The sequence below is a fragment of the Pseudomonas asturiensis genome (assembly GCF_900143095.1).
Classification (GTDB): Bacteria; Pseudomonadota; Gammaproteobacteria; order Pseudomonadales; family Pseudomonadaceae; genus Aquipseudomonas; species Aquipseudomonas asturiensis.
On the sequence record NZ_FRDA01000005.1, the window covers coordinates 25,137 to 48,769 of the forward strand.

Below are 23,633 nucleotides of genomic sequence, written 5' to 3' on the forward strand. Positions count from 1 at the left end.
TAAAAAATGGGGTGGGTTGGAGGGGGCTTTGTCTGGCTGTTTGATGGTTTAGCGCAGACGGTGGGGCTCAGTCAGGCATCTTGTTTTCAGACTCAATGGGCCGTCGGGCGTCCCGGGCGGGATGCCAGCGCAGAGCATTGGCACAACCGGAATCATCCAGTGAGATGGATTCAGACTCTATTGGCAAGCTCAGAACTCATTCCCCCACTTAACAGAAAGCCCCTGAAAAGGGGCTTTCTGTTTACTGCTGTAAGACGCTCAGACGCTCAGCTTTACTGGCAAGCCTCGCAATCCGGCTCGTCAATGGCGCAAGCCTTTGGAACCGGTGCAGGACCGGCCGGTGCTGCTTCGGTTGGGCGTGGGGCGGTGATGGCTGAGTCGTCCGGGCCGTGGCCGCCGCTCGATACGGCGTTGAGCTTGCCGGTGTTGACGGTCGATTTCTCGGTGCTGGTCGCGGCCAGGGCACGGAGGTAGTAAGTGGTTTTCAGACCACGGTACCAGGCCATGCGGTAGGTCACGTCCAGCTTCTTGCCCGATGCGCCAGCGATGTACAGGTTCAGGGACTGAGCCTGGTCGATCCACTTCTGGCGACGGCTCGCCGCGTCGACGATCCATTTGGTGTCCACTTCGAAGGCCGTCGCATACAGCTCTTTGAGCTCCTGCGGAATGCGCTCGATCTGTTGCACCGAACCGTCGTAGTACTTCAGGTCGTTGATCATGACCGCGTCCCACAGGTCGCGTGCCTTGAGGTCGCGAACCAGGTACGGGTTGATCACGGTGAATTCGCCCGACAGGTTCGATTTCACGTACAGGTTCTGGTAGGTCGGTTCGATCGACTGCGACACGCCGGTGATGTTGGCGATGGTGGCGGTCGGTGCGATGGCCATGATGTTCGAGTTACGGATACCTTTCTGCACACGGGCACGAACCGGTGCCCAGTCCAGGGTTTCCTTCAGGTCGACGTCGATGTACTTCTCGCCGCGCTGCTCGATCAGGATCTGTTGCGAATCCAGCGGCAGGATGCCCTTGGACCACAGCGAACCCTGGAACGTCTCGTAAGCGCCACGCTCGTCGGCCAGGTCGCAGGATGCCTGGATGGCGTAGTAGCTGACCGCTTCCATGGACGTGTCGGCGAACTGCACAGCTGCATCGGAACCGTACGGGATGTGCTGCAGGTACAGCGCGTCCTGGAAGCCCATGATGCCCAGGCCGACCGGACGGTGGCGCAGGTTGGAGTTCTTGGCCTGCGGCACGGAGTAGTAGTTGATGTCGATGACGTTATCGAGCATGCGAACGGCTACGTCGACGGTGCGCTTGAGCTTGTCGGTGTCCAGTTTGCCGTTGACGATGTGGTTCGGCAGGTTGATCGAGCCCAGGTTGCAGACTGCGATCTCGTCCTTGTTGGTGTTCAGGGTGATCTCGGTGCACAGGTTCGAGCTGTGAACCACGCCCACGTGCTGCTGCGGGCTGCGCAGGTTGCACGGGTCTTTGAAGGTCAGCCATGGGTGGCCGGTTTCGAACAGCATCGAGAGCATCTTGCGCCACAGATCCTTGGCCTGGATGGTCTTGAACAGCTTGATCTTGCCTGGGTACTCGGTCAGCGCTTCGTAGTACTCGTAACGTTCCTGGAAGGCGCGGCCGGTCAGGTCGTGCAGGTCCGGTACTTCGGAGGGCGAGAACAGGGTCCACGGGCCGTCATCGAAGACGCGCTTCATGAACAGGTCAGGGATCCAGTTGGCAGTGTTCATGTCGTGGGTACGACGACGGTCATCACCGGTGTTCTTGCGCAGCTCGATGAACTCTTCGATGTCCATGTGCCAGGTTTCCAGGTAGGCACAGACAGCGCCTTTGCGCTTGCCGCCCTGGTTGACTGCTACTGCGGTGTCGTTGACCACTTTGAGGAACGGCACGACGCCTTGCGATTTGCCGTTGGTGCCCTTGATGTACGAGCCCAACGCACGAACCGGCGTCCAGTCGTTGCCCAGGCCGCCTGCAAATTTGGACAGCATGGCGTTGTCGTGGATCGCGTGGTAGATGCCCGACAGGTCATCCGGCACGGTGGTCAGGTAGCAACTGGACAGCTGTGGACGCAGGGTGCCTGCGTTGAACAGCGTCGGGGTCGACGACATGTAGTCGAACGACGACAGCAGGTTGTAGAACTCGATGGCGCGGTCTTCACGGGCTTTCTCTTCGATAGCCAGGCCCATGGCCACGCGCATGAAGAAGATCTGCGGCAGTTCGAAACGCACGCCATCCTTGTGGATGAAGTAACGGTCGTACAGGGTTTGCAGGCCCAGGTACGTGAACTGCTGATCGCGCTCGTGGTTGATCGCCTTGCCCAGTTTCTCGAGGTCGAATTCGGCCAGCACAGGGTTGAGCAGTTCGTACTTGATACCGGTGGCGACGTAGGCAGGCAGCGCCTTGGCGTACAGGTCGGCCATTTCGTGGTGAGTGGCGCTCTCGGCCACTTCCAGGAAACTCAGGCCTTCGGCGCGCAGGGTGTCCATCAACAGGCGGGCGGTCACGAACGAGTAGTTCGGCTCGCGCTCGACCAGCGTACGGGCAGTCATCACCAGCGCCGTGTTGACGTCTTTCAGCGCAACGCCGTCGTACAGGTTTTTCAGGGTTTCGTTCTGGATCAGCGCGGCGTCGACTTCAGCCAGGCCTTCGCACGCTTCGGTGACGATGGTGTTCAGGCGGCCCATGTCCAGCGGCGCGAAGCTGCCGTCAGCGCGGGTGATGCGGATCGAAGGATGAGCCTGGACTTCGGCTTCGGGCGAGCGAACGGCACGTTCCTTGGCACGCGAATCACGGTAGATGACGTAATCGCGAGCGACTTTTTGCTCGCCGGCGCGCATCAGGGCCAGTTCGACCTGGTCCTGGATTTCTTCGATGTGGATGGTGCCGCCCGAAGGCATGCGACGCTTGAAGGTGGCCGTGACCTGTTCGGTCAGGCGGGCAACGGTGTCGTGGATGCGCGACGAGGCGGCAGCAGCGCCGCCCTCAACTGCAAGAAACGCCTTGGTGATGGCGACGGTGATCTTGTCATCGGTGTACGCGACGACAGTGCCGTTACGCTTGATCACGCGCAGTTGACCAGGAGCGGTCGCGGACAGGTCCTGTTGGGCCTGGTTCGTCAGCGGCGCTGTGGTCGGCGAGTTCTCGCGAGTTGTGTCTGTTTGCATGGGTGTCTCCACGTTCTTTAAGTTTGTTCGGGCATGGCTGCCCACCGTTCCGCTTTGGCAATGAGTCGCCAAACGGGCGACTCAAGACTCCAAAACGGAGGTGGCAGCGGGGATGTCACCGCTGCCGGGTTTTGAAGTCAAAAAGGGACCGGGTCATATGCCCGATCCCTTGCAAATCTGTTGCAGCATGCAGGTTCTATATTGCAAGACGTGTACCGGATCGCCTGAGGGAAGCGCGAGCGGTTTGGTTACCGAATACGTCTTAAAGTTCAACCCCACAAACGTAAGAAAAGTGCTTGAATTTCTCGTTTGACTTGTGCTGGAGTTTTGGCAGAAAACCCTACATGTAGGGTGTCGCTGCGGGTCGGGCTACAAGATAATGCGTTTTGGACATCAATTGCAACGTACGACCTGTGGATAAACTTGTGAGTACTTTGTGTATGAAAGACCTACAACGCGTGTAGGCCGCATGGCTGCTGCGTCGGACCGTTTGTCACTGTTTTTTACAGATGTCTCGAGGCCGGGGCCGATTTTTGCGGGCGCGAACCCTATCACAAAAAAAGCCATCTGCAAGGGCGATCTGGCATGTCGTGTGCTTTGCTGCGCGGTTGCTACAATCGCCGGACATTCGCCTGATGCAGCGATGCCTGAATCGGCATTTCAATAACGATAAAAAGGAAGCCGTTCGTGGAGCCACACACCTGGCAGGTGCTCATTGTCGAAGACGACCAGCGATTGGCGCAGTTGACCTGCGACTACCTGCAGAACAACGGCCTGAATGTCAGTATTGAAGGCAATGGTGCGCTGGCGGCGGAGCGCATCATGGACGAGCAGCCCGATCTGGTGATCCTCGACCTGATGCTGCCTGGCGAGGACGGTTTCAGTATCTGTCGTAAGGTGCGTGATCGTTACGAAGGCCCGATCCTGATGCTCACCGCGCGCACCGACGACACTGATCATATTCAGGGTCTCGATACCGGCGCGGATGATTTTGTCTGCAAGCCGGTTCATCCACGCGTGCTGTTGGCGCGCATTCATGCCTTGTTGCGTCGCAGTGAAGCGCCGCAGGTACCTGCAGCCGAACTGCGCCGGCTGGTGTTCGGGCCGCTGGTGGTGGACAACGCTCTGCGCGAGGCGTGGCTAGGCGAGCAGAGCATCGAACTGACCGGTGCCGAGTTCGACCTGTTGTGGCTGTTGGTGGCCAACGCCGGGCGCACGCTGTCACGCGAGGAAATCTTCACTGCACTGCGCGGCGTGGGCTACGACGGGCAGGACCGCTCGATCGACGTACGTATCTCGCGCATCCGCCCCAAGATCGGCGACGACCCCATCCATCCGCGCCTGATCAAGACCGTGCGCAGCAAGGGCTACCTGTTCGTGCCCGAAGCAGCGCAGGACATGAGCGGCCACGTGTTCAGCGGCTGACGTTCATGAATTCGATCTTTCTGCGTATTTATGGCGGCATGCTCGGTGTTCTGGTGCTGGTGGCCTTGCTCGGCATGCTTGCACTGCATGGCCTCAACCAGGCGCGTGGCGAGCAATACCGTGAGCGTCTGGCCCACGGCACGTTCACGGTCATGGCCGATAACCTGATTGCCCTCAACAGCGTCGAGCGCCGCCGTGCCCTGGCGGTCTGGGAGCGGTTGTTGGGCATTCCGCTGAGTCTGCAAAGCGTTGAGCAGGCGCAACTGGACAGCAGCGCCCGCAGTCGTCTGGCGCGTGGGCAAGTGGTGGTCGAGCAGATCGGCCCACACGCGGCGAAGGTCTATCGCCAGTTGAGCGATAAAGAGCCGCTGCTGCTGAGTGGCGAGGTGCAGCAGATCACCGAGCAACTGGCGCGGGCGACCATCTATCTGTTGATCGATGAATTGGTGCGCTTTCCGGTCGATGAGCAGCCAGCGCGTTTGCAGGCGCTGCGTGTCGACAAGGGTTTTGGTTTTGACATGCACCTGCTGGCGCTGGATCAGGCAGACCTGGATGACGACCAGCGCCGCCGCATTTATGAAGGCGACACGGTCATGGCGCTGGGCAAGGGCGGCGATTCGATTCGCGTACTGGCCGGGATCGTCGACACTAACTGGGTTCTGGAAATCGGCCCGCTCTATCAAATGAATCCCTACCCGTTGCAATGGCTGGTGTTGATTGCCTTGTTGGGGCTGTGTTTCATCGGGCTGGTGGTGTATCTGCTGGTGCGCAGACTGGAGCGGCGAGTGCTGGAGCTGGAAGCGGCCGCCACGCTGATTGCCCAGGGCAGCCTGCAAACCCGCGTACCCACCGAGGGCTCCGATTCGGTCGGGCGCCTGGCGGCAGCCTTCAACAGCATGGCCGAGCACTTGCAGCGCTCGCTGATGATTCAGCGTGAACTGGTGCGCGCGGTGTCCCATGAATTGCGCACGCCGGTGGCGCGTTTGCGTTTCGGTCTGGAGATGGTCAGCGACGCGACCACACCTGAGGCGCGCCTCAAGTACATGCGCGGCATGGACAGCGACATTCAGGATCTCGACAAGCTGGTGGATGAGATGCTGACCTACGCACGGCTTGAGCAGGGTGCGCCGACGTTGAATTTCCAGCGCATCGACCTGGATGCGTTGATCGATCAAGTGATTGCCGAACTGGCACCGTTACGCGCGGATGTACGGGTTTCGCGAGGTGAATGCGTCACGGCAGCACCAGGCGAAGCCGCCTGGGTCGAGGCCGAACCGCGCTATATGCATCGGGCGTTGCAGAATCTGGTCAGCAACGCGATGCGTCATGCCGACACCCAGGTGTCCATCAGTTATCGTCTGGGCGCACAACGCTGCCGGATTGAGGTGGACGACGACGGCCCCGGCGTGCCGGAAGACGCGTGGGAGCAGATCTTCACGCCCTTCATGCGCATCGACGACAGCCGTACGCGGGCTTCGGGTGGGCACGGGCTGGGGTTGTCGATTGTCCGGCGCATCATCAACTGGCATGAAGGCCGCGCCCTGATCGGACGCAGCGTGAGCCTGGGCGGCGCGTGTTTCAGCCTGTCCTGGCCGCGCACGCAGGCACCGAGGTGAGCCGAGCGTTTATGGCGGATGCCGCTATGTCGCAGCACATCGAATTGTGGGAGGCGGCTTGCCGGCGATGGCGTCAGGTCAGTCAGTGACTGGCCGCCTGAAAAACCGAATCGGCGGCAAGCCGCCTCCCACAACGGCATGAGCGTCTTATAGTCGCTTGAGAGGGTCCGCTTGAAACATCGTCTTCGCGAGCAATCTGTAGCAATGCCCGATCTGCTGCGTACCGAGCGACTGGATGCGCTGTTGCTGGACCTCTATGGCGCAGAGCTGATGCCCAGTCATTTGCCGGTGCTGGTCTCGCAGTGGGCCAAGTATTACTTCATGCAGCTTATTCCCGCGGTACTGTCGGCCAGCCTTGTACACAATCGTCATTACCCGTTGCAGCTTGAATACATCGCGCTTGAGCTGGATGAGCGCGGTATCCCGGTGGGCATCCGGTTTGCGGGAGACGGCGAAGTGTCTCAGCAGGATCAGCACGATCCATTTCAGCGTTTTGCAGGCTTGCTCGACGATAACCTGCAGCCTTTTATCAACACACTGAGCCGCTACGGCGGGCTGGCGAGCCGTGTGTTATGGAGCAGCGCCGGGGACACGCTGGAAAGCTGTCTGACTGAGGCGGATGGCGGATGCGCGCTATTGACCGAGCGCAAGCGTCCGGATGGCCGGATCAATCCCTTGTTTCAGGCAGTGACGTATAAACAGCAGGCGGATGGCGAGGCGCCGCGCAGGCAGCGCAAGGCCTGTTGCCTCAGTTATCGGGTGGAGTGGGTCGGGCGCTGTGAGCACTGCCCATTGCCTGACTGATTAAGCAGTAACGGCGATCAGGCTCAGCAGGTTATCGCCTTGCAGGCTGAATTGGCCGTCCAGTTCCTTGCCGTGGTGCCATTCACTGGACAGGTCCATCAGCAGGCGCAGGCGGGCGCGGCCGTCATCGGACCATTCCAGCAGCTCGGCGTCCTCGAAATAGAAGCGTTTTTGCACGAGGGGATACAGTGCCTTGAACAGCGCCTCCTTGATCGAGAAGGTCAGGGTCACACGAAGGGCGATCTTGTCTTCCGGCCCTTTAGCCATATCTGCCAGCTCATTGGCGGTCAGGATCTCCCCGGCCAGGCGCGAGGCGCGGTCGTGGCTCAGCAGATTTTCGGTATCCAGCCCCAGTCCGCGCCACTGCTGCCTGTGCGCCACGACGGCTGCGGCCCAGCCCTTGCTGTGCGTGATGGAACCGCAGACATCGGCAGGCCAGACCGGCGCACGGTCTTCACCAATGTCGGGGCTGTGTTGACGCCCATCCAGCCTGCGCAGCGCATCGCGGGCACACAGGCGACCGGCAAGGAACTCGGCCTGGCGCTTGGCAACCGAGCGCTGAATGCTGGCAGGCGTGTCGACCGCACAGCGCAGAAAGTCGCCGTTGGCCAGTTTGAGTGGGTCGAAATGGCCACTGACCAGCACCGCGCCTGGCACCGCCTGAGGCAGCGGCCAGTGTTGGATGAGTTCAGGGCAGCAGGCGGGGAGGGGCGGGAATTGAGTCATGAGCGGCATTTTGCCGGGGGATCAGGCTTGAGGGAAGGCTTGCAGTGATCGTTCCCATACTCCAACGCTCATCGTGATACACAAGTCTTGCCGCAACCACGGACGGTGGGAGGCGGCTTGCCGGCGATGCTTTTTCTGAAGCGACCGATGGGCGACTGAACTGACGCCATCGCCGGCAAGCCGTCTCTCACGGGGCACGCCTTCAGTCAGACACTTTCGTCATGGCCCCGTTTTGCGCCTCTTCCGGACCTGTGTATAACGCTGAGCGCGGAGCATGGGAACGATCATTTGCGATCAATCAACCAAAGATTTTCTTGAAGAATACCTGCATGTCCGACCACGAGCTCTGGTCAGCAGCCTTGTCGTAGCCGATGTCCGGGCCACCGTGTTCGCCGTGGCTCAGGCGGTCGGCGTCGGGGTTGGTGAAGCCGTGTTTGGCGCCTTCGATGCTGACGAATTTGTAGTCGGCTTTGGCGTCGTCCATTTCCTTCTTGAAGGCCGCCACGTTCTCAGGCGTGACCATGCTGTCCTTGGCGCCGTGCTCGACCAGCATGGGCACCTTGATGCCGGGTTTGGCCGGACTGTTGGTGACCAGCGCGCCGTGGAAGCTGACCACGCCTCGCAGCGGCTCACCGCGACGGGCTGCGTCCAGGACAATCTTGCCGCCGAAGCAATAACCAATGGCGGCAATTTTGGCCGGATCGGTCTGCGGCTGTTTCTTCAACTGCTCAAGGCCTGCATCAAAACGCTTGTTGGCCGCGTCGCTGTCCTTGAGGGCTGCCTGCATGAACGCCATGGCATCGTTCGGGTGTTCGGTGTTCTTGCCTTCGCCGTACATGTCGATGGCCATGGCGCTGTAGCCCAGCGCAGCCAGGTCGCGGGCACGACGCTTGGCGTAGTCATTCAAACCCCACCACTCGTGAACCACCAGTACACCGGGGCGCGGGCCTTTTATCGCATCGTCGTAGGCGTAGTAACCCACCAGTTTCGTGCCATCGGCACTCTTGTAATCAACCTGTTCGGTCTTGATCGCGGCCTGAGCGAGCCCGGTAAGGCCCATCATGATCATTGCCATCCACACGCGCATGTTCAGCTCCTTCTTGAGTGGGGGTGTCGCATTGAACGGCAACGATAGCCGATTCTGCTGTGCGTGGCCTCAAACACTGTTCAGCGCAGGTTCATGCAGCGTTCAGTCGGGGTTCAGGCCGGCCCGATTACTGTGGAGTCGTACCTTGATAGCGTCCCCGAGCGCAAAAGGAGTCCTTATGTTGAGCATCAACAAGTTTTTCCTGGCCTTGGCTTTTCTGGGTGGCAGTGCAGCAGCACAGGCTGGTGACGGCAGGCTTGACCTGACGCGCATCGAGTTCGGCAAGACCAGTGAACGGCACGACGATGCCAGCGGCTGGGGCCACGGGCTCGGTCAGCAAAACCAGCTGAATGTGTCTGCGGGGACGCTCTATTCGCCGCCGGTTTACGGCAGTCTGTCGGGCACTCACAATGGCGTGCCCGTCAGCCGTGAAATCCTGCTCGGCAGCTATGATGTAAAACAGCGTGTGCCCGTCAGCGCCCGGCTGTTGAGTACCGATGCGACGATGTCGTTTCATTCCTTGTCTTGAGGTTGGGGCTGTGCCTGGGAGGGCTGCATGAAGTTGTTGGTGGTCGAGGATGAAGCACTGTTGCGTCATCACCTGCGTACACGTCTTACCGAGGCGGGGCATGTGGTGGAAGCGGTGGCCAATGCCGAAGAGGCGTTGTATCAGGTCGCGCAGTTCAACCACGACCTGGCGGTGATCGACCTGGGGCTGCCGGGTATCGGCGGGCTGGACCTGATCCGTCAGTTGCGTGCGTTGGGCAAATCGTTTCCGATCCTGATCCTGACCGCGCGCGGCAACTGGCAGGACAAGGTCGAAGGGCTGGCCGCAGGCGCCGATGACTATGTGGTCAAGCCGTTTCAGTTCGAAGAGCTGGAGGCGCGTCTGAATGCGCTGTTACGCCGCTCCAGCGGTTTCATTCAATCCACGATCACGGCCGGGCCGCTGCTGCTGGACCTCAATCGCAAACAGGCCGCGCTGTCCGAGCAGCCGCTGGCACTGACGGCGTACGAATACCGCATCCTCGAATACCTGATGCTCCATCACCAGCAGGTGGTGCCCAAGGAGCGTCTGATGGAGCAGCTGTACCCTGACGATGACGAGCGCGATCCGAACGTGATCGAGGTGCTGGTTGGCCGTCTGCGTCGCAAACTGGACAGCAGCGTGGCCTTCAAACCGATCGAGACCGTGCGCGGCATGGGCTACCTGTTCACTGAGCGCTGTACGTGATTCGTTCGCTGCGCCTGCGCCTGATGCTGGGCGCTGTGACCCTTGCGGTCATTTTCATGCTGCTGATGCTGCCTGCGCTGCAGAGCGGTTTCAGCCTGGCGTTGCGTGGCGCGATCGAACAGCGGCTGGCGTCGGACGTCACCACGATGATCTCGGCGGCGCGCGTCGAGGACGATCACCTGATGATGCCGTCGCTGTTGCCGGGCGAACAGTTCAACCTGCCCGGCAGCCGTCTGATGGGCTACATCTATAACCGTCAGGGGCAGATGGTCTGGCGTTCGCTGTCCACCGAAGGGATGGACATCGATTACCACCCAAGTTACGACGGGCAGGGCAGTCAGTTCACCAAGATCAAGGAAATCAACGGCGACGAGTACTTCGTCTACGACGTCGAGATTCGCCTGCTGGGCGGCCGCAACGCCGCCTTCAGTATCGTCGCGGTTCAGCCGTTGCGCGGCTATCAGGAAACCATCAATGGTTTGCGTCAGAAGCTCTATCTGGGCTTCGGCACGGCCTTGCTGGTGCTGCTGGGCCTGTTGTGGGGTGGCCTGACCTGGGGGCTGCGAGCGCTCCGAGGGCTGAGCCAGGAGCTTGATGAAGTGGAAACCGGTGCGCGTGACAGCCTGAGCGAAAAACACCCCAGCGAGCTGTTGCGCCTGACCGACTCGCTCAACCGCTTGTTGCGCAGTGAGCGCGAGCAGCGCGCCCGTTATCGTGACTCGCTGGGCGACCTTGCGCATAGCCTGAAAACCCCGCTGGCGGTGTTGCAAGGCGTCAGCGAAAACATCGCCAAACGTCCCGAGGATGTCGAACAGGCGCGGGTGCTGCAATCGCAGATCGAGCGCATGAGTCAGCAGATCGGTTATCAGTTGCAACGTGCGAGCCTGCGCAAGAGCGGGCTGGTGCGCCATCACGTGATGCTGCGGCCGGTAGTCGAAAGCCTGTGCAATACGTTGGACAAGGTGTACCGCGACAAGCGGGTCAAGGTCACGCTGGACCTGTCGGCGCATTGCCAGGTGCATATGGAAGAGGGCGCGTTGCTGGAAATGCTCGGCAACCTGCTGGAAAACGCCTATCGCCTGTGCCTGAGCGAGGTTCGCGTCAGCTTCACCGAGTCTGCGTCAGGCGATGAGTTGTGCATCGAAGACGACGGGCCTGGCGTCCCGCAGCACCAGCGGGCACGGATTCTCGAGCGCGGCGAACGGCTTGATCGCCAGAACCCGGGGCAAGGCATTGGCCTGGCGGTGGTCAAGGACATCATCGAAAGCTACAGCGCCCGGCTGACGCTGGATGATTCGTCACTCGGAGGGGCCGCGTTCAGGATTCATTTCATGCCGGAGTAGGTGGGGGGCTGAATGTGACGCGGAGCGTTATGCACAGTTGCGGAAGGCCCGCAAAACGGGGTCCAAACGCAAGTCCCTGACACGATGCAGACCCCGTGGGGGAGGCGGCTTGCCGGCGATGGCGTCAGTTCAGTCACTGATAGGTCACTTCGGAACAAGCATCGCCGGCATGCCGCCTCCCCCCGTCCGTTGGTTGCAGCAATGCTGGTGTGTAACGACGAGTGCTCTGCGTGGATAGGCCGCTCAGGACGGCCCGCGTCCGATCCAGTACTCGCTGCACAAGGCGGATACCCGCCACTGCAGCCGGGTTTTTAGCTCGTTACGGCGGAAAACCGCCACCGCTTTTTTCCGTTTAAGGCTATCGTCAGCCTGGCGCCCTTGTAATCCGTGGTGCTGATGTCCTTTGCCTCCATGGCACGCCTATTGCTATATATCCAGCAGAGGTCTGCCTTGCGCAGCTCGACAAAACAAATCCCTCCAATGCAGGAGGGTTAGCGCTTTATAGGCTCGCGCGCATCCGGTGAAGATGCCGACGACGCCCTTGAGGATAACTGCAATGACGACTCGTCAGCCCATCTACAAATCTCTCTATTTTCAGGTAATCGTAGCGATTGTTATCGGTATCCTGATCGGCCACTTCTACCCTGATACCGGCAAGGCCCTCAAGCCGCTGGGTGACGGGTTCATCAAGCTGATCAAGATGGTGATCGCCCCCATCATCTTCTGTACGGTCGTGAGCGGCATCGCCGGCATGCAGAACATGAAGTCGGTCGGCAAGACCGGTGGCTACGCACTGCTGTACTTCGAAATCGTTTCGACCATCGCCCTGTTGATCGGCCTGATCGTTGTGAACGTGGTCCAGCCGGGCGCCGGCATGAACATCGACGTCAGCACCCTGGACGCCTCCAAGATCGCGGCTTATGTAACCGCCAGTAAAGACCAGAGCATCGTCGGCTTTATCCTCAACGTGATCCCGAACACCATCGTCGGCGCGTTCGCCAACGGCGATATCCTGCAAGTCCTGATGTTCTCGGTGATCTTCGGTTTCGCCCTGCATCGCCTGGGTGCTTATGGCAAGCCGGTCCTGGACTTCATCGATCGCTTCGCTCACGTGATGTTCAACATCATCAACATGATCATGAAGCTGGCACCCGTCGGTGCGTTCGGTGCCATGGCCTTCACCATCGGTGCCTACGGCGTGAGCTCGCTGGTGCAGTTGGGTCAGTTGATGATCTGCTTCTACATCACCTGCTTCCTGTTTGTGGTGATCGTGCTGGGCGCCATCTGCCGCGCGCACGGTTTCAGCGTCTTCAAACTGGTTCGCTACATCCGTGAAGAACTGTTGATCGTACTGGGTACGTCCTCGTCGGAATCGGCCCTGCCACGCATGCTGATCAAGATGGAGCGTCTGGGTGCCCAGAAGTCTGTCGTGGGTCTGGTTATCCCGACTGGCTACTCGTTCAACCTGGACGGTACGTCGATCTACCTGACCATGGCGGCCGTGTTCATCGCTCAGGCGACCAACACCCACATGGACATCACTCACCAGATCACCCTGCTGCTGGTTCTGCTGCTGTCGTCCAAAGGTGCTGCTGGCGTGACCGGTAGCGGCTTCATCGTTCTGGCTGCAACCCTGTCGGCTGTTGGCCACCTGCCGGTTGCCGGTCTGGCGCTGATCCTGGGTATCGACCGCTTCATGTCCGAAGCCCGCGCCCTGACCAACCTGGTGGGTAACGCTGTTGCCACCGTCGTGGTTGCCAAGTGGGTTGGCGAGCTGGACACCGACAAGCTGCAGTCCGAGCTGGCTTCCGGCGGTTCCGCGATTCTGGAAACCCGTCCTGAAGACGATCTGGGCGTCGCTGAAGGTCCGACTCCAGCCAATGCTGTGAACACCGGTAAAACAGTCTGATCATCATCAGGCCATGAAAAAAACCCATCTTCGGATGGGTTTTTTTACGCCTGCGGTTCAGCGGCCGCTACTCGGTTCTCGTTTCGCCACTGAACACCAGCGTCTGACGGCAGCGTCTGCACAGATAGCGCCGACCCTTGCTGACCATGCTGTGGCGCTGGGCGGTGAACGGGAAGTCGCTGTCGGCGCACGGGCAGCGATAGATGTAGCGCGTCACGCTGCGACGCTTGACGGCGTAGGTGTGGCAGCGGTTGGGCGGCAGTTCGTACACGCCGCGCATGATCAACTGCCACTCTTCGCCATGCGGCTGAATGCTGCCACCGAACAGTTGATGGGCGATCAGGTGCGCGACTTCATGCGGCACCGTCTGGCGCAGGAAATCCTCGGCGTTCTCCTGATAAAGCTGCGGATTGAAGCGCAGCAGGTTCTCGTGCAAATGGGCAACGCCCGCTTTCTGACCGCGCAGCTTGAAGCTGACGACCGGCCGTTTGAACGTGCGTTTAAAGAAGGCTTCGGCTTGTTGATAGCAGATTTCGACGCGGGAATTGAGTTGCTCGGGCATGCTGTGTGGCTCTCCAATGCGCCCAGTATGCCGGAATGTGGGGGGCAGCTGAAAATGTCAGCCGCCAGATGGTCATTGACATGGACAGGCCTGCGCCTTGGCAGACCCGCTCAGCGCATGCTCAATGGGTGTATTGCGGACCTATTCCGATACCCCAGAGCACAACGGTAAACGCCATGATTGCAACCAGTACCACCAGACCGACCGCCAGTACGGAACTGGAGAACATGAAACCCTCTTCAGAAGGCAGATTCATGAAGGTCGGCAGGCCGACGTAAAGCAGGTACACCGTGTAACAGACCGCTGCTGTCCCCACCACCATGCCCAGCCACAGGTGCGGATAGAGCGCCGCCAGTCCGCCGAAGAACAGTGGCGTGGCTGTGTAGGTGGTGAATGCGATGCAGTGTGCGAGTGTTGGCGTGGCGTCATAGGTGCGCGCCATCCAGTGAATGAAGCTGCCCATGACGCCCACCCCGGCCAGCATGGAGAGGTAGGACATGATCGCCATGCCCATCGCGCTGCCATGGGTGAGCATGACCGGCGGACGCTCGCCGATCACCCAGCCCACCTGCGTGGTGCCTATATAAGCTGAAACGACTGGAATGGCGGCTAGAATCAACGTGTGCGTGAGGTACAGGTGGCCGATGGTCTCTTCCTCGCCACGGATCTGCTTCCATTCCCGATCGGGGTGCGTGAACAGCCCCCAGACGTGATGGATCATGAGCGTACTCCCCGATAGTCGGATTCGCCTTCATCGATCAGTATAGAAACCTCGCCCGTCGATATCACCGTAGGCTTAGAGCGTTTGGTGATGTGCGGCTCGCTGTTAATAGCTCACGGCACTGAGTGTCCACACAAGCGCCTTGTTTAACCCGCTCGCGGTTTTGCGTAAAATGGCCGCCTTTTCTCACTGTCATCGTCAGCGGATACCACCAGTACATGGGCACCCTTTCAGTCAATCAGAACAAACTGCAGAAACGCCTGCGTCGGCTGGCCGGCGAAGCGGTTGCCGACTTCAACATGATTGAGGAGGGTGACAAGGTCATGGTCTGCCTGTCCGGTGGCAAGGACAGTTACACCATGCTGGATGTGCTGATGCACTTGCAGAAAGTCGCGCCGATCAAGTTCGACATTGTCGCCGTGAACATGGACCAGAAGCAGCCCGGCTTTCCCGAGCATGTGCTGCCGGCATACCTGAAAGCGCTGGGCGTCGAATACCACATCGTCGAGAAAGACACCTATTCGGTGGTCAAGGAATTGATTCCTGAGGGCAAGACCACCTGCTCGCTGTGCTCGCGCCTGCGCCGCGGCACGCTGTACACCTTCGCCGACGAGATCGGCGCGACCAAAATGGCGCTGGGTCATCACCGCGACGATATCGTCGAGACCTTCTTCCTCAACCTGTTCTTCAACGGTTCGCTCAAGGCCATGCCGCCCAAGCTGCGTGCTGACGATGGCCGCAACGTGGTGATCCGTCCGCTGGCTTACTGCCACGAGAGTGACATTCAACGCTATTCGGATTTCAAAGAGTTTCCGATCATCCCGTGCAACCTGTGCGGCTCGCAGGAAAACCTGCAGCGCCAGGTGGTCAAGGACATGCTTCAGGACTGGGAACGCAAAACGCCAGGCCGCACCGAAAGCATCTTCCGCGCCCTGCAAAATGTGCAGCCGTCGCAACTGGCCGACCGCAACCTGTTCGATTTCACCCAGCTGCGCATCGACGAGACCGCTGCTTCGCGGTTCGTCAACGTGGTCAATATCTGAGCGTGATCAGTGGTTGACGGTGAACGCCAGCATGGCTGACAGCTGGCACATCGGCCTGCCACTTTCGGCGTGCCACTGATTGAACGCATCCTGCACGATGGCCTGATCGCGTTTGCTGGTCGGCACTTTGTCGACGATGTCCTGCGCGTTCAGCGCTGCCACCACGTCGTAGCTGGGAATGAACGTGTCTTTGCCCACCATGCGCAGGAAGCGCGGCGCGGACAGCCCGCCCATCTGGTTACCGTGCTTGGCCAGGTACTGCCACAGCCCGGTGATGTTATCGACAGGCCACTGGGCGATGAACTGGCCGAAACTGCCGTGTTCCTGTTCGATGTCCAGGATCAGTTGCGCGTTGCGTGGCACGCTCTTGAGCTTGCCCAGGTGGCGAATGATGCGCGCATCCTGCATCAGGCGCTCCAGGTGGTCGGCCCCCATCAAGACGACTTTTTCGGGGTCGAAGCGAAAGAATACCTCTTCGAACGCCGGCCATTTGGAGTCCACAAGGCTGTGTTTGAGACCGGCTCGAAACACGCGCAGGGCAAGGGTAGACAAGTAGCGGTCAGCGCTGATGGCTTGCAGCTGTTTGGGCGTTTTGGGTGTGGGTAGATGGGCTTCCAGTGCTTTGGCGGAGCCGAAACGGTTCAGGCAATACTCGTTCAGCCATTTGTAATCGTGCATCGGTTCTCCAAAGGACAGTCAAAAGGCAGGTCGAGGGTTCAGACCTGCCCGAGCGCCGCAAGTTTGCGATTTAGCTGATAGCGCCAGCGCACGTAGAGCAGCGCGCTGATGAACACCGCCATGCTGGTCGCCATTTCAAGCACACCAAATTGCCAGCGGTTCGAATCAAAAGCGGCTATCGCGCCTTTGATGAAGTACACATTGATGACAAAACACGTCCACGAATGGCCGCGCGGGCTGCCGCCGAGCATGCCCGGTGTCAGAATCAGCAGCGGCAGCAGTTCGATGGCCAGAATCACGCCTGGACGTGCCCCGTGCAGGTCGGCAAACAGCAGGTAATACACCGACAGCAGCGCGATCATGCCCAGAAAACAGATCAGGCTGATGGCCCGGCTGACACGCACCCGTGGTTCCAGCCATTCCCTGGCTGGCAGCGCCTTGGGCGTTTTAGCCACGCGGAGCGTCCAGTTGCAGCGCGGTCTTCGCCAGACGTTGGCCCAGGGCGCGACACAGGTCGGTTTCGTGACGGTCCAGCGGGCGCTTGCCGTCGGCACCTGCGTGGTGGCTTGCGCCGTAAGGCGTGCCGCCGCCGGTGGTTTCCAGTAGCGCCGATTCGCTGTACGGCAGGCCCATGACCAGCATGCCATGGTGCAGCAGCGGCAGCAGCATGGACATCAAGGTGGTTTCCTGACCGCCGTGCAGGCTGGCGGTGGAGGTGAACACGCTGGCGGGCTTGCCGACCAATGCGCCGGTCAGCCACAGGTTGCTGGTGCCGTCGAGAAAGTACTTGAGCGGCGCGGCCATGTTGCCGAACCGGGTCGGGCTGCCCAGCGCCAGGCCGGAGCAGTGCTTGAGGTCATCGAGGCTGGCGTACAGCGCGCCGTTTTCCGGAATGCCGGGCGCGGTTGCTTCGCAGTCGGCGGAGATGGCAGGCACAGTGCGCAGTCGCGCTTCCATGCCGCCCAGCTCAATACCCCGGGCGATCTGGCGGGCCATTTCGCTGGTGGAACCGTTTCGGCTGTAATACAGAACCAGAATGTAAGGCGTGCTCATGGCAATAGCTCCAGAACGTTCTCGGGTGGACGGCCAATGATGGCCTTGTCGCCAACCACCAGTATCGGTCGTTCGATCAGTTTCGGATGGGCAGCCATGGCGGCGATCAATTGCTCATCGTTCAGGCTCGGGTCAGCCAGGTTTAAGTGTTTGTAGTCGTCTTCGCCAGTGCGCAGCAGTTGCCGTGCAGTTATGCCCAGCTTGCCCAGCAGTTGGCGGAGTTGTGCGGCATCCGGCGGTGTTTCCAGGTACAGGACGACGTCAGGAGTCAGGCCGCGGGCCTGAAGCAGTTCCAGCGCGCCGCGGGATTTGGTGCAGCGCGGGTTGTGATACAGCGTCAGATCGGTCATTTGCAGGTCGCATATTGCTGGGAGTGGCGCGTATTCTACCCACGCGAGGGCACTGTTCGACATATCGAGTGGTCAATAGTCGTATTCGCGGTCATAAGTAACCGGTCTTCAGAGTCGAGGAAGGAAGCACAGATGGTAAGGCGATTGGCAGCAGCGGTGACGCTTATCGGCAGTTTGCTGCTCAGCGGGTGTGGCGTGGATCTGGGCGCGGACCAGAACGGCCAGAAGGTGTCCAGCGAGCGCATTGATGGCCACTGGCTGGTGGTGAACTACTGGGCCGAATGGTGCGGGCCGTGCCGGACGGAGATCCCTGAATTCAATACCTTGTCCGAGCAGTTGAAGGACAAGAAGGTCACGGTGCTGGGCGTCAACTTCGACAACCTGCAGGGCGACGAGCTGAAAAAGGCCGCGGACGCGCTGGGCATCAAATTCACCGTGCTGGCGCAGGACCCGGCCGAGCGCTACGACCTGCCGCCGTCCGAGGCGTTGCCGGTGACGTACATCATCGACGACAAGGGCAAGATGCGTGAGCAGTTGCTGGGCGAACAGTCTGCTGCGACCGTGATCCAGAAGCTCAAGACGCTGCGTGGGGAAGGGTGATTCAAGGCTGACGATCTGAGCGCAGACGGTGGGAGGCGCCACCACGTCTTTGATCGCGTTTCTTCAGTCAGTTACAGGTTGTTTGATAAGAAGCGGTTTGCCGGCGATCCGGTTTTTCAGGCGACCTGTCATCGGCTGAATTGATGCCATCGCCGGCAAGTCGCTTCCCACAAAGAAGGTGTTTGTTCAGCCGTTTTTTATCAGCTCTCTTCCAGCCAGAACCGCAGCGGCTTGCCTTCAGCCGGCCACAAACGCAATTGCTGAATCGGCGAGATGTCCCAGCGTTGCACGGTGGACATGGATTTCAGGAAACGCTGTTCCTGCTCCATCAGCGCCGGTGCACACATCTTGCGGGTCTTGCCCAGGGCACCGAAGCTGATGGTGCCGTCCCGCAAACTGTAAGGTGCAAACCAGTGATTGCAGCCCGCGTTGCCATAAGCGCGACCGTCGGCACCGAGTGTCATGGTCAGGCGGCTGTTGTCGATCAGCGGACGTTCACCGATCCACTCCATCACATAGCTTCGGTCCTGCTGAATGGTCGGCGTCTGCGTCGCGCAGCCTGCCAACAGTGCGCTACCGATCAGGCTTGCAAGTAACCACTGTCTCATGCCGCTGGCCCCTGGCACTTCTTGCAGAAATGCTTCTCGCCTTCGGTTTTCCAGCCCAGTTCCGCAATGCGGGCGGTGGCGGCAGGTTTCTGCGCTTTGACGCCCAGCTTGCTCTCGACCATGAACTCGAACTTCAACTCCGCGTTGCAGCGGTCGCAGTGGACCTGCCACTCATGGATTGCCAGTTCGTCGAAGACCGGACCGTGGGCTACCGCCACCCATTGCCCGGGCGGGTTGATCAGGTGCCGGACTTTCTCGACCGACAGACGCATGTAAAGGCTCTTGCTGCCCTTGATGGTCACCAACAGTTGGTCGTTGTTGTGGATCGAGCCGCCGTTGCCGGTGACCTGATAGCGACCAGGTCCCAGGGTGCGGCATTCGGTCAGCGTGTGTTGCGGGTTGAGCATGCTGTAGCGGAAATCGTGTTCGGCCATGGGTCCTCCAAAATTGCGCGCATCCTAACATGCACGGGCGCGAGGTTAACCCTCTACCCGATTCTGCGGCGTACCCGCCGACCAGGCGACAATGTTGTCCAGCGTCGTGCGGGCGATGGCGCCCAGTGCCTCTTTGGTCAGGAAGGCCTGGTGCGCCGTCACGATGACGTTGGGGAAGGTCAGCAGGCGCGCCAGCACGTCATCCTGCAACGGCAGGTCGGAACGGTCCGCGAAAAACAGCTGGGCTTCCTCTTCGTACACGTCCAGCCCCAGATAACCGAGTTGGCCGCTTTTCAGCGCGTTGATCAGCGCGGGCGTTTCCACCAGTGCGCCGCGTCCGGTGTTGATCAGCATGGCGCCAGGTTGCAGGGTCGCCAGCGATTGTTCGTTGATCAGGTGGCGGGTCTGTTCGGTCAACGGGCAGTGCAGGCTGATGATCTGCGCCTGCGCCAGCAGGTCGGGCAGGCTCATGTACTGCGCGCCCAGTGCTGCAACGTCGGGAGCGGGGAAGGGGTCATGGGCGATCAATTTGCAGCCGAACCCGGCCATGATTTTTGCGAACGTCACGCCGATCTGGCCGGTGCCGACCACGCCGACGGTCTTGCCCACCAGATCGAACCCCGTCAGGCCATGCAGGCTGAAATCGCCATCGCGGGTCCGGTTGCAGGCGCGGTGCAGGTGGCGGTTGAGCGACAGGATCAGTGCCACCGCATGCTCGGCCACGGCATGCGGCGAATACGCCGGAACCCGCACCACACTCAATCCCAGGCGCTGCGCCGTGGGCAGGTCCACATGGTTGAAACCGGCCGAGCGCAGCGCGATCAGGCGTGTACCGCCTGCAGCTAGCCGCTCCAGTATCGGGGCACTGAGCTCGTCATTGATGAACGCACAGACCACCTCGAAGCCGTCGGCCAGGGCGACGGTTTCGAGGGTCAGGCGCGCGGGCTGAAAGGTCAGATCCAACCCCTCTGGCAGCCGTTCAGCGAGAAAACTGGCGCGGTCGTATTCCTGACTGCTGTAGATGAGTACACGCATGGGGAGGGTCCTTTTGCGGAATCAAAAATTGATCGTGCCAATGCTTAGCGTTCGCATGCCGCCCGGTACGCGTAGCGTTGTACACAAATTTTCGGCAACCAACGGACTGTGGGAGGCGGCTTGCCGGCGATGCTTTTTCTGCAGCGCCCTCTAGGTGGCTGAACTGACGCCATCGCCGGCAAGCCGCCTCTCACGGGGTATGCATTCAGTCCGGCGCTTTAAAAGGGCTCTTTAAGATCAAGCCGTCACCCGGGCCTCGGCGGCCAGTCGGGTGATAGCCTTGTCCAGGTCGTCCAGCGCGTCTTCGGTGTGCGGCGCGTCCTGTTTGAGCAGGGTCTCGGTGCGCTGGCAGGCAGCGCGCAGTTGCGGGACGCCGCAATAACGGGTCGCGCCGTGCAGGCGGTGAACACGTTCGATGATGCCTTGAATGTCGTCGCTGGCACGTGCAGCACGAATGGCCTCGCGGTCGGCGTCCAGCGAGGCCAGCAGCATGGCCAGCATGTCAGCTGCCAGATCGGCTTTGCCCGCCGCCAGTCGCAGTCCTTCTTCATGGTCCAGCACCAGTGGGCCGACGTGCGCTTCAACGTTCTCAGCCTGACGTTCGGGTATCGGATTGCGCAGCGCCAGCCCGGTCCACTTGAGCACCACCTGCGCCAGCTGCCGTTCACTGATGGGCTTGGTCAGGTAATCGTCCATGCCGCTTTGCAGCAGCGAGCGTTTTTCATTGGCCATGGCGTGCGCCGTGAGGGCGACAATCGGCAGCGAGGACTGATTGCGTTCGGTTTCCCAGGCGCGAATCGCCTCAGTGGCCTGGCAGCCGTCCATGCCCGGCATCTGCACGTCCATCAGTACCAGATCGAACGCCTCCTGCTGCACAGCGCTGACGGCGGCGTAACCTCCGTCCACCGCGACGACTTCGGCGCCCATGTCTTCGAGCAGGGTCTGCACCAGCAACAGGTTGGCCGGGTTGTCATCCACGCACAGCACGCGAGGCGGCCGGCTCGAGAGTGGCAGGCTGATGTCGGTGCGAACCGCCCTGGGCGCGATCAGCTCGGACAGTGCCTTCTGCAGTTTTCGGGTGCAGGCGGGCTTGGCCTGCAGTTGGGTATACACGTCATGTACCGACAGCTGAAACAGCGCATGCTCGGTGGTCGGGCACAGGACCATGACTTTGCAGTTGAGGTTTTCCAGGTCCCAGATGTGCTGGCGCAGGCGCTCGGGCGAGATTTCCAGCGCGGTCACGCCCAGCACGGCAAGGTCGATGGCCAGCGGCGTCTGATGCGCGGCCGTCACGCCGTTGAGCAGGTTCTCAAGGTTATTGAAAACCAGTGTCTGCAGTCCGCAATCCTCCAATTGATGTTCCAGTGCCTGGCGCGCCAGGTCATGGTGTTCAAGCACGGCAGCGCGCAGCCCGTCGAGGGGCTGATTGGCAGTTTCTTCCTTGTCCTCGCGAGCCTTGGGCAGGCTCAGGCTGATCCAGAACTCCGAGCCTTCGCCGGGCGTACTGTCCACACCGATCTCGCCACCCATCTGCTCGATCAGGCGTTTGGAAATCACCAGTCCCAGACCTGTGCCCCCCGGTTGTCGGGAGAGGGAATTGTCGGCCTGGCTGAACGCCTGAAACAGTGCCCGCACATCCTGACTGGACAGCCCGATGCCGGTGTCCTGCACGCTGATGCGCAGCTGGGCGGTTTCCTCGGTTTCATCCTCAAGCATCGCTCGGGCGACGATGGTGCCTTCGCGGGTGAACTTGATCGCGTTGCTGACCAGGTTGGTCAGGATCTGCCGCAGACGCAGCGGATCGCCCGACAGCGCCAGTGGAGTGTCGCGGTACACGAGACTGACCAGCTCCAGCTGTTTGGCGTGGGCCGCCGGGGCGAGAATGGTCAGGGTGTCTTGCAACAGGTCGCGCAGGTTGAACGGAATATTGTCCAGCACCAGTTTGCCGGCCTCGATTTTCGAGAAGTCGAGAATTTCGTTGATGATGGCCAGCAGGTTATCCGCAGACTTTTCGATGGTGCCCAGGTAGTCGTACTGACGTGGCGTCAGTTCGCTTTTTTGCAGCAAGTGGGTAAAGCCGAGAATGCCATTGAGCGGCGTGCGGATTTCGTGGCTCATGTTGGCCAGAAATTCGGATTTGATCCGGCTGGCTTCGAGGGCCTCCTTACGGGCCAGGTCCAGTTCGATGTTCTGGATTTCGATGGTCTCCAGATTCTGCCTGACGTCCTCGGTCGCCTGGTCAATGCTCATCTGCAGTTCTTCCTGCGCATTCTGCAGGGTCGCGGCCATGCGGTTGATGCCCGAGGCGAGTTCATCCAGTTCCCGACTGCCGAGCGGCGGCAAGCGTGTTTCCAGGTTACCGTCCTTGAGCTGCGACACGGCCTGCTTGATCTGGCTCAGCGGGCCGTTGATGGTGCGGCTCATGCGCACCGCCAGAATGGCCGTGACGGCCAGGCCACTGGCGATCAACAACAGACTGGCGAACAGGCTCCGGTAGCCACGCAGCAGCGTACCGTTGTGGGAGATTTCAAGCTCTACCCAGCCCATCAGCGTATCGGCTTCGGCAGGAATGATCGGGCTGGTGAGATGACGCTGATGCCCGAACACTGGCAGCAGATAGCGGGTCGCATCATTGCCGGACGAGTTGAGCAGTTGCGAGCTGTTGCCAATTGGCGAGGGGCTGATCATGGTTGGCCCGGCATGGGCCAGAACGCTGCGGTCCACATCCAGAAACGACACGGCGCGCACGTCGGCCTGTTCGAGTGTCTGGGTCGCGATGCGGCTCAGCAGGATCTTATCCTTGCGGCCCAGCGCATTGGCCGACAGCGGTGCCAGCTCCTGAGCGATCATTTCGCCGCGCTGCAATAACTGGCTCTGCAGTTCGTACAGTTGCATCCAGGTGAAGTAACTGCCAAGCACTGCCGCCATCAGGCTGGCGGGCAGAATCGTCAACAGTAATACGCGGCCTTTTATGCCCAGCTTGGTCAGCACGCTCTCTCTCCAGCAACCGGTATCAGTCCGTCGATATCAGGCAACAGTCGCCTGGCCCTATCGGCACAAGGGAATGAGTTTAGCCATTTACCGACAGCCTGGGCAGATTAGTGTGGTGGTCGATGTGCGCTCGACAGCAAGGGGGTTCGTTATGTCTTTTGGTTATAGGTCGCGCACTTTGCGTGATATGGGGTTTGAGCGTTTGCCGTTATGATAGGCGCCCCCGCAG

22 protein-coding genes are annotated in these 23,633 nt (G+C 60.5%); 9 read left to right on the forward strand and 13 right to left on the reverse strand.

The features are described from left to right. Window positions 1-272 precede the first annotated feature (272 nt). Entirely contained in the window at window positions 273-3,185 is a 2,913-nt protein-coding gene (locus BUB69_RS10435; protein WP_073165796.1) for a ribonucleoside-diphosphate reductase subunit alpha, read from the reverse strand. A gap of 687 nt (window positions 3,186-3,872) precedes the next feature. Here BUB69_RS10435 and BUB69_RS10440 point away from each other — a divergent pair. The 3 genes from BUB69_RS10440 to fhuF all read left to right on the forward strand — a co-directional run bounded on the left by BUB69_RS10440 (window position 3,873) and on the right by fhuF (window position 7,030). Then, the gene (locus BUB69_RS10440; protein ID WP_073165798.1) at window positions 3,873-4,610 is read left to right on the forward strand and encodes a response regulator; all 738 of its coding nucleotides are present in this window, start codon (window positions 3,873-3,875) and stop codon (window positions 4,608-4,610) included. Between the two features lie 5 nt (window positions 4,611-4,615). After that, window positions 4,616-6,226: an ATP-binding protein gene (locus BUB69_RS10445; protein ID WP_073165801.1), complete on the forward strand. Its 1,611-nt coding sequence runs from the start codon at window positions 4,616-4,618 to the stop codon at window positions 6,224-6,226. A 171-nt stretch (window positions 6,227-6,397) separates the two neighbouring features. Then, a complete protein-coding gene (gene fhuF, locus BUB69_RS10450) occupies window positions 6,398-7,030 on the forward strand; it encodes a siderophore-iron reductase FhuF (protein ID WP_483878435.1) in 633 nt (210 codons plus the stop codon). Here fhuF and BUB69_RS10455 read toward each other — a convergent pair whose 3' ends face one another. Together BUB69_RS10455 and BUB69_RS10460 are read right to left on the reverse strand one after the other, a co-directional pair. Continuing rightward, entirely contained in the window at window positions 7,031-7,756 is a 726-nt protein-coding gene (locus BUB69_RS10455; RefSeq protein WP_217654463.1) for a 4'-phosphopantetheinyl transferase family protein, read from the reverse strand. Between the two features lie 298 nt (window positions 7,757-8,054). Continuing rightward, window positions 8,055-8,843: a dienelactone hydrolase family protein gene (locus tag BUB69_RS10460; RefSeq protein ID WP_073165812.1), complete on the reverse strand. Its 789-nt coding sequence runs from the start codon at window positions 8,841-8,843 to the stop codon at window positions 8,055-8,057. A gap of 178 nt (window positions 8,844-9,021) precedes the next feature. Between BUB69_RS10460 and BUB69_RS10465 the strand changes: the two genes are divergently transcribed. From BUB69_RS10465 to BUB69_RS10480, 4 genes are all read left to right on the forward strand, one after another. After that, window positions 9,022-9,372, forward strand: coding sequence for a hypothetical protein (locus BUB69_RS10465; RefSeq protein ID WP_073165815.1), 351 nt, complete (start codon window positions 9,022-9,024; stop codon window positions 9,370-9,372). A gap of 27 nt (window positions 9,373-9,399) precedes the next feature. Next, window positions 9,400-10,077: a response regulator gene (locus BUB69_RS10470; protein ID WP_024685585.1), complete on the forward strand. Its 678-nt coding sequence runs from the start codon at window positions 9,400-9,402 to the stop codon at window positions 10,075-10,077. After that, window positions 10,074-11,420 (forward strand): ATP-binding protein, encoded by a 1,347-nt coding sequence (locus tag BUB69_RS10475; protein ID WP_073165818.1) that lies wholly within the window; start codon window positions 10,074-10,076, stop codon window positions 11,418-11,420. The genes BUB69_RS10470 and BUB69_RS10475 overlap by 4 nt, the downstream gene beginning before the upstream one ends. Before the next feature lie 556 nt (window positions 11,421-11,976). Continuing rightward, window positions 11,977-13,329 carry a dicarboxylate/amino acid:cation symporter gene (locus BUB69_RS10480; protein ID WP_073165821.1) on the forward strand — a complete coding sequence of 451 codons (1,353 nt, stop codon included), beginning with the start codon at window positions 11,977-11,979 and terminating at the stop codon, window positions 13,327-13,329. A gap of 67 nt (window positions 13,330-13,396) precedes the next feature. On the opposite strand, the gene BUB69_RS10485 is transcribed toward BUB69_RS10480, so the two are convergent. Beyond that, window positions 13,397-13,891, reverse strand: a complete 495-nt coding sequence (locus BUB69_RS10485; RefSeq protein ID WP_073165826.1) for a SprT family zinc-dependent metalloprotease — start codon at window positions 13,889-13,891, stop codon at window positions 13,397-13,399. A 121-nt stretch (window positions 13,892-14,012) separates the two neighbouring features. Continuing rightward, window positions 14,013-14,612, reverse strand: coding sequence for a Yip1 family protein (locus BUB69_RS10490; protein ID WP_073165830.1), 600 nt, complete (start codon window positions 14,610-14,612; stop codon window positions 14,013-14,015). Between the two features lie 218 nt (window positions 14,613-14,830). Here BUB69_RS10490 and ttcA point away from each other — a divergent pair, with 218 nt between their 5' ends. Further along, window positions 14,831-15,655: a tRNA 2-thiocytidine(32) synthetase TtcA gene (gene ttcA, locus BUB69_RS10495; RefSeq protein WP_073165835.1), complete on the forward strand. Its 825-nt coding sequence runs from the start codon at window positions 14,831-14,833 to the stop codon at window positions 15,653-15,655. Between the two features lie 6 nt (window positions 15,656-15,661). Here ttcA and BUB69_RS10500 read toward each other — a convergent pair whose 3' ends face one another. The 4 genes from BUB69_RS10500 to arsC are packed head-to-tail and all read right to left on the reverse strand — an operon-like array spanning window position 15,662 to window position 17,736. Beyond that, window positions 15,662-16,333, reverse strand: coding sequence for a DNA-3-methyladenine glycosylase I (locus BUB69_RS10500; RefSeq protein ID WP_073165838.1), 672 nt, complete (start codon window positions 16,331-16,333; stop codon window positions 15,662-15,664). Window positions 16,334-16,371: 38 nt separating this feature from the next. Next, window positions 16,372-16,788 (reverse strand): DUF2069 domain-containing protein, encoded by a 417-nt coding sequence (locus tag BUB69_RS10505; protein WP_073165842.1) that lies wholly within the window; start codon window positions 16,786-16,788, stop codon window positions 16,372-16,374. Further along, a complete protein-coding gene (gene wrbA / locus BUB69_RS10510; RefSeq protein WP_073165845.1) occupies window positions 16,781-17,386 on the reverse strand; it encodes an NAD(P)H:quinone oxidoreductase in 606 nt (201 codons plus the stop codon). Before wrbA ends, BUB69_RS10505 begins: the two co-directional genes overlap by 8 nt. Then, complete coding sequence (gene arsC, locus BUB69_RS10515; RefSeq protein WP_073165848.1) at window positions 17,383-17,736, reverse strand: arsenate reductase (glutaredoxin); 354 nt, start codon at window positions 17,734-17,736, stop codon at window positions 17,383-17,385. Before arsC ends, wrbA begins: the two co-directional genes overlap by 4 nt. Before the next feature lie 132 nt (window positions 17,737-17,868). Between arsC and BUB69_RS10520 the strand changes: the two genes are divergently transcribed. Further along, entirely contained in the window at window positions 17,869-18,336 is a 468-nt protein-coding gene (locus tag BUB69_RS10520; protein ID WP_073165851.1) for a TlpA disulfide reductase family protein, read from the forward strand. A gap of 200 nt (window positions 18,337-18,536) precedes the next feature. On the opposite strand, the gene BUB69_RS10525 is transcribed toward BUB69_RS10520, so the two are convergent. The 4 genes from BUB69_RS10525 to BUB69_RS10540 form a co-directional block, all read right to left on the reverse strand. After that, the gene (locus BUB69_RS10525; RefSeq protein WP_073165856.1) at window positions 18,537-18,944 is read right to left on the reverse strand and encodes an META domain-containing protein; all 408 of its coding nucleotides are present in this window, start codon (window positions 18,942-18,944) and stop codon (window positions 18,537-18,539) included. Further along, window positions 18,941-19,378: a hypothetical protein gene (locus BUB69_RS10530; RefSeq protein WP_073165859.1), complete on the reverse strand. Its 438-nt coding sequence runs from the start codon at window positions 19,376-19,378 to the stop codon at window positions 18,941-18,943. The genes BUB69_RS10525 and BUB69_RS10530 overlap by 4 nt, the downstream gene beginning before the upstream one ends. Window positions 19,379-19,423: 45 nt before the next feature. After that, window positions 19,424-20,413 (reverse strand): 2-hydroxyacid dehydrogenase, encoded by a 990-nt coding sequence (locus BUB69_RS10535; RefSeq protein WP_073165862.1) that lies wholly within the window; start codon window positions 20,411-20,413, stop codon window positions 19,424-19,426. Window positions 20,414-20,650: 237 nt separating this feature from the next. Then, window positions 20,651-23,404, reverse strand: a complete 2,754-nt coding sequence (locus BUB69_RS10540; RefSeq protein ID WP_073165867.1) for a response regulator — start codon at window positions 23,402-23,404, stop codon at window positions 20,651-20,653. Between the last annotated feature and the right edge of the window lie 229 nt (window positions 23,405-23,633).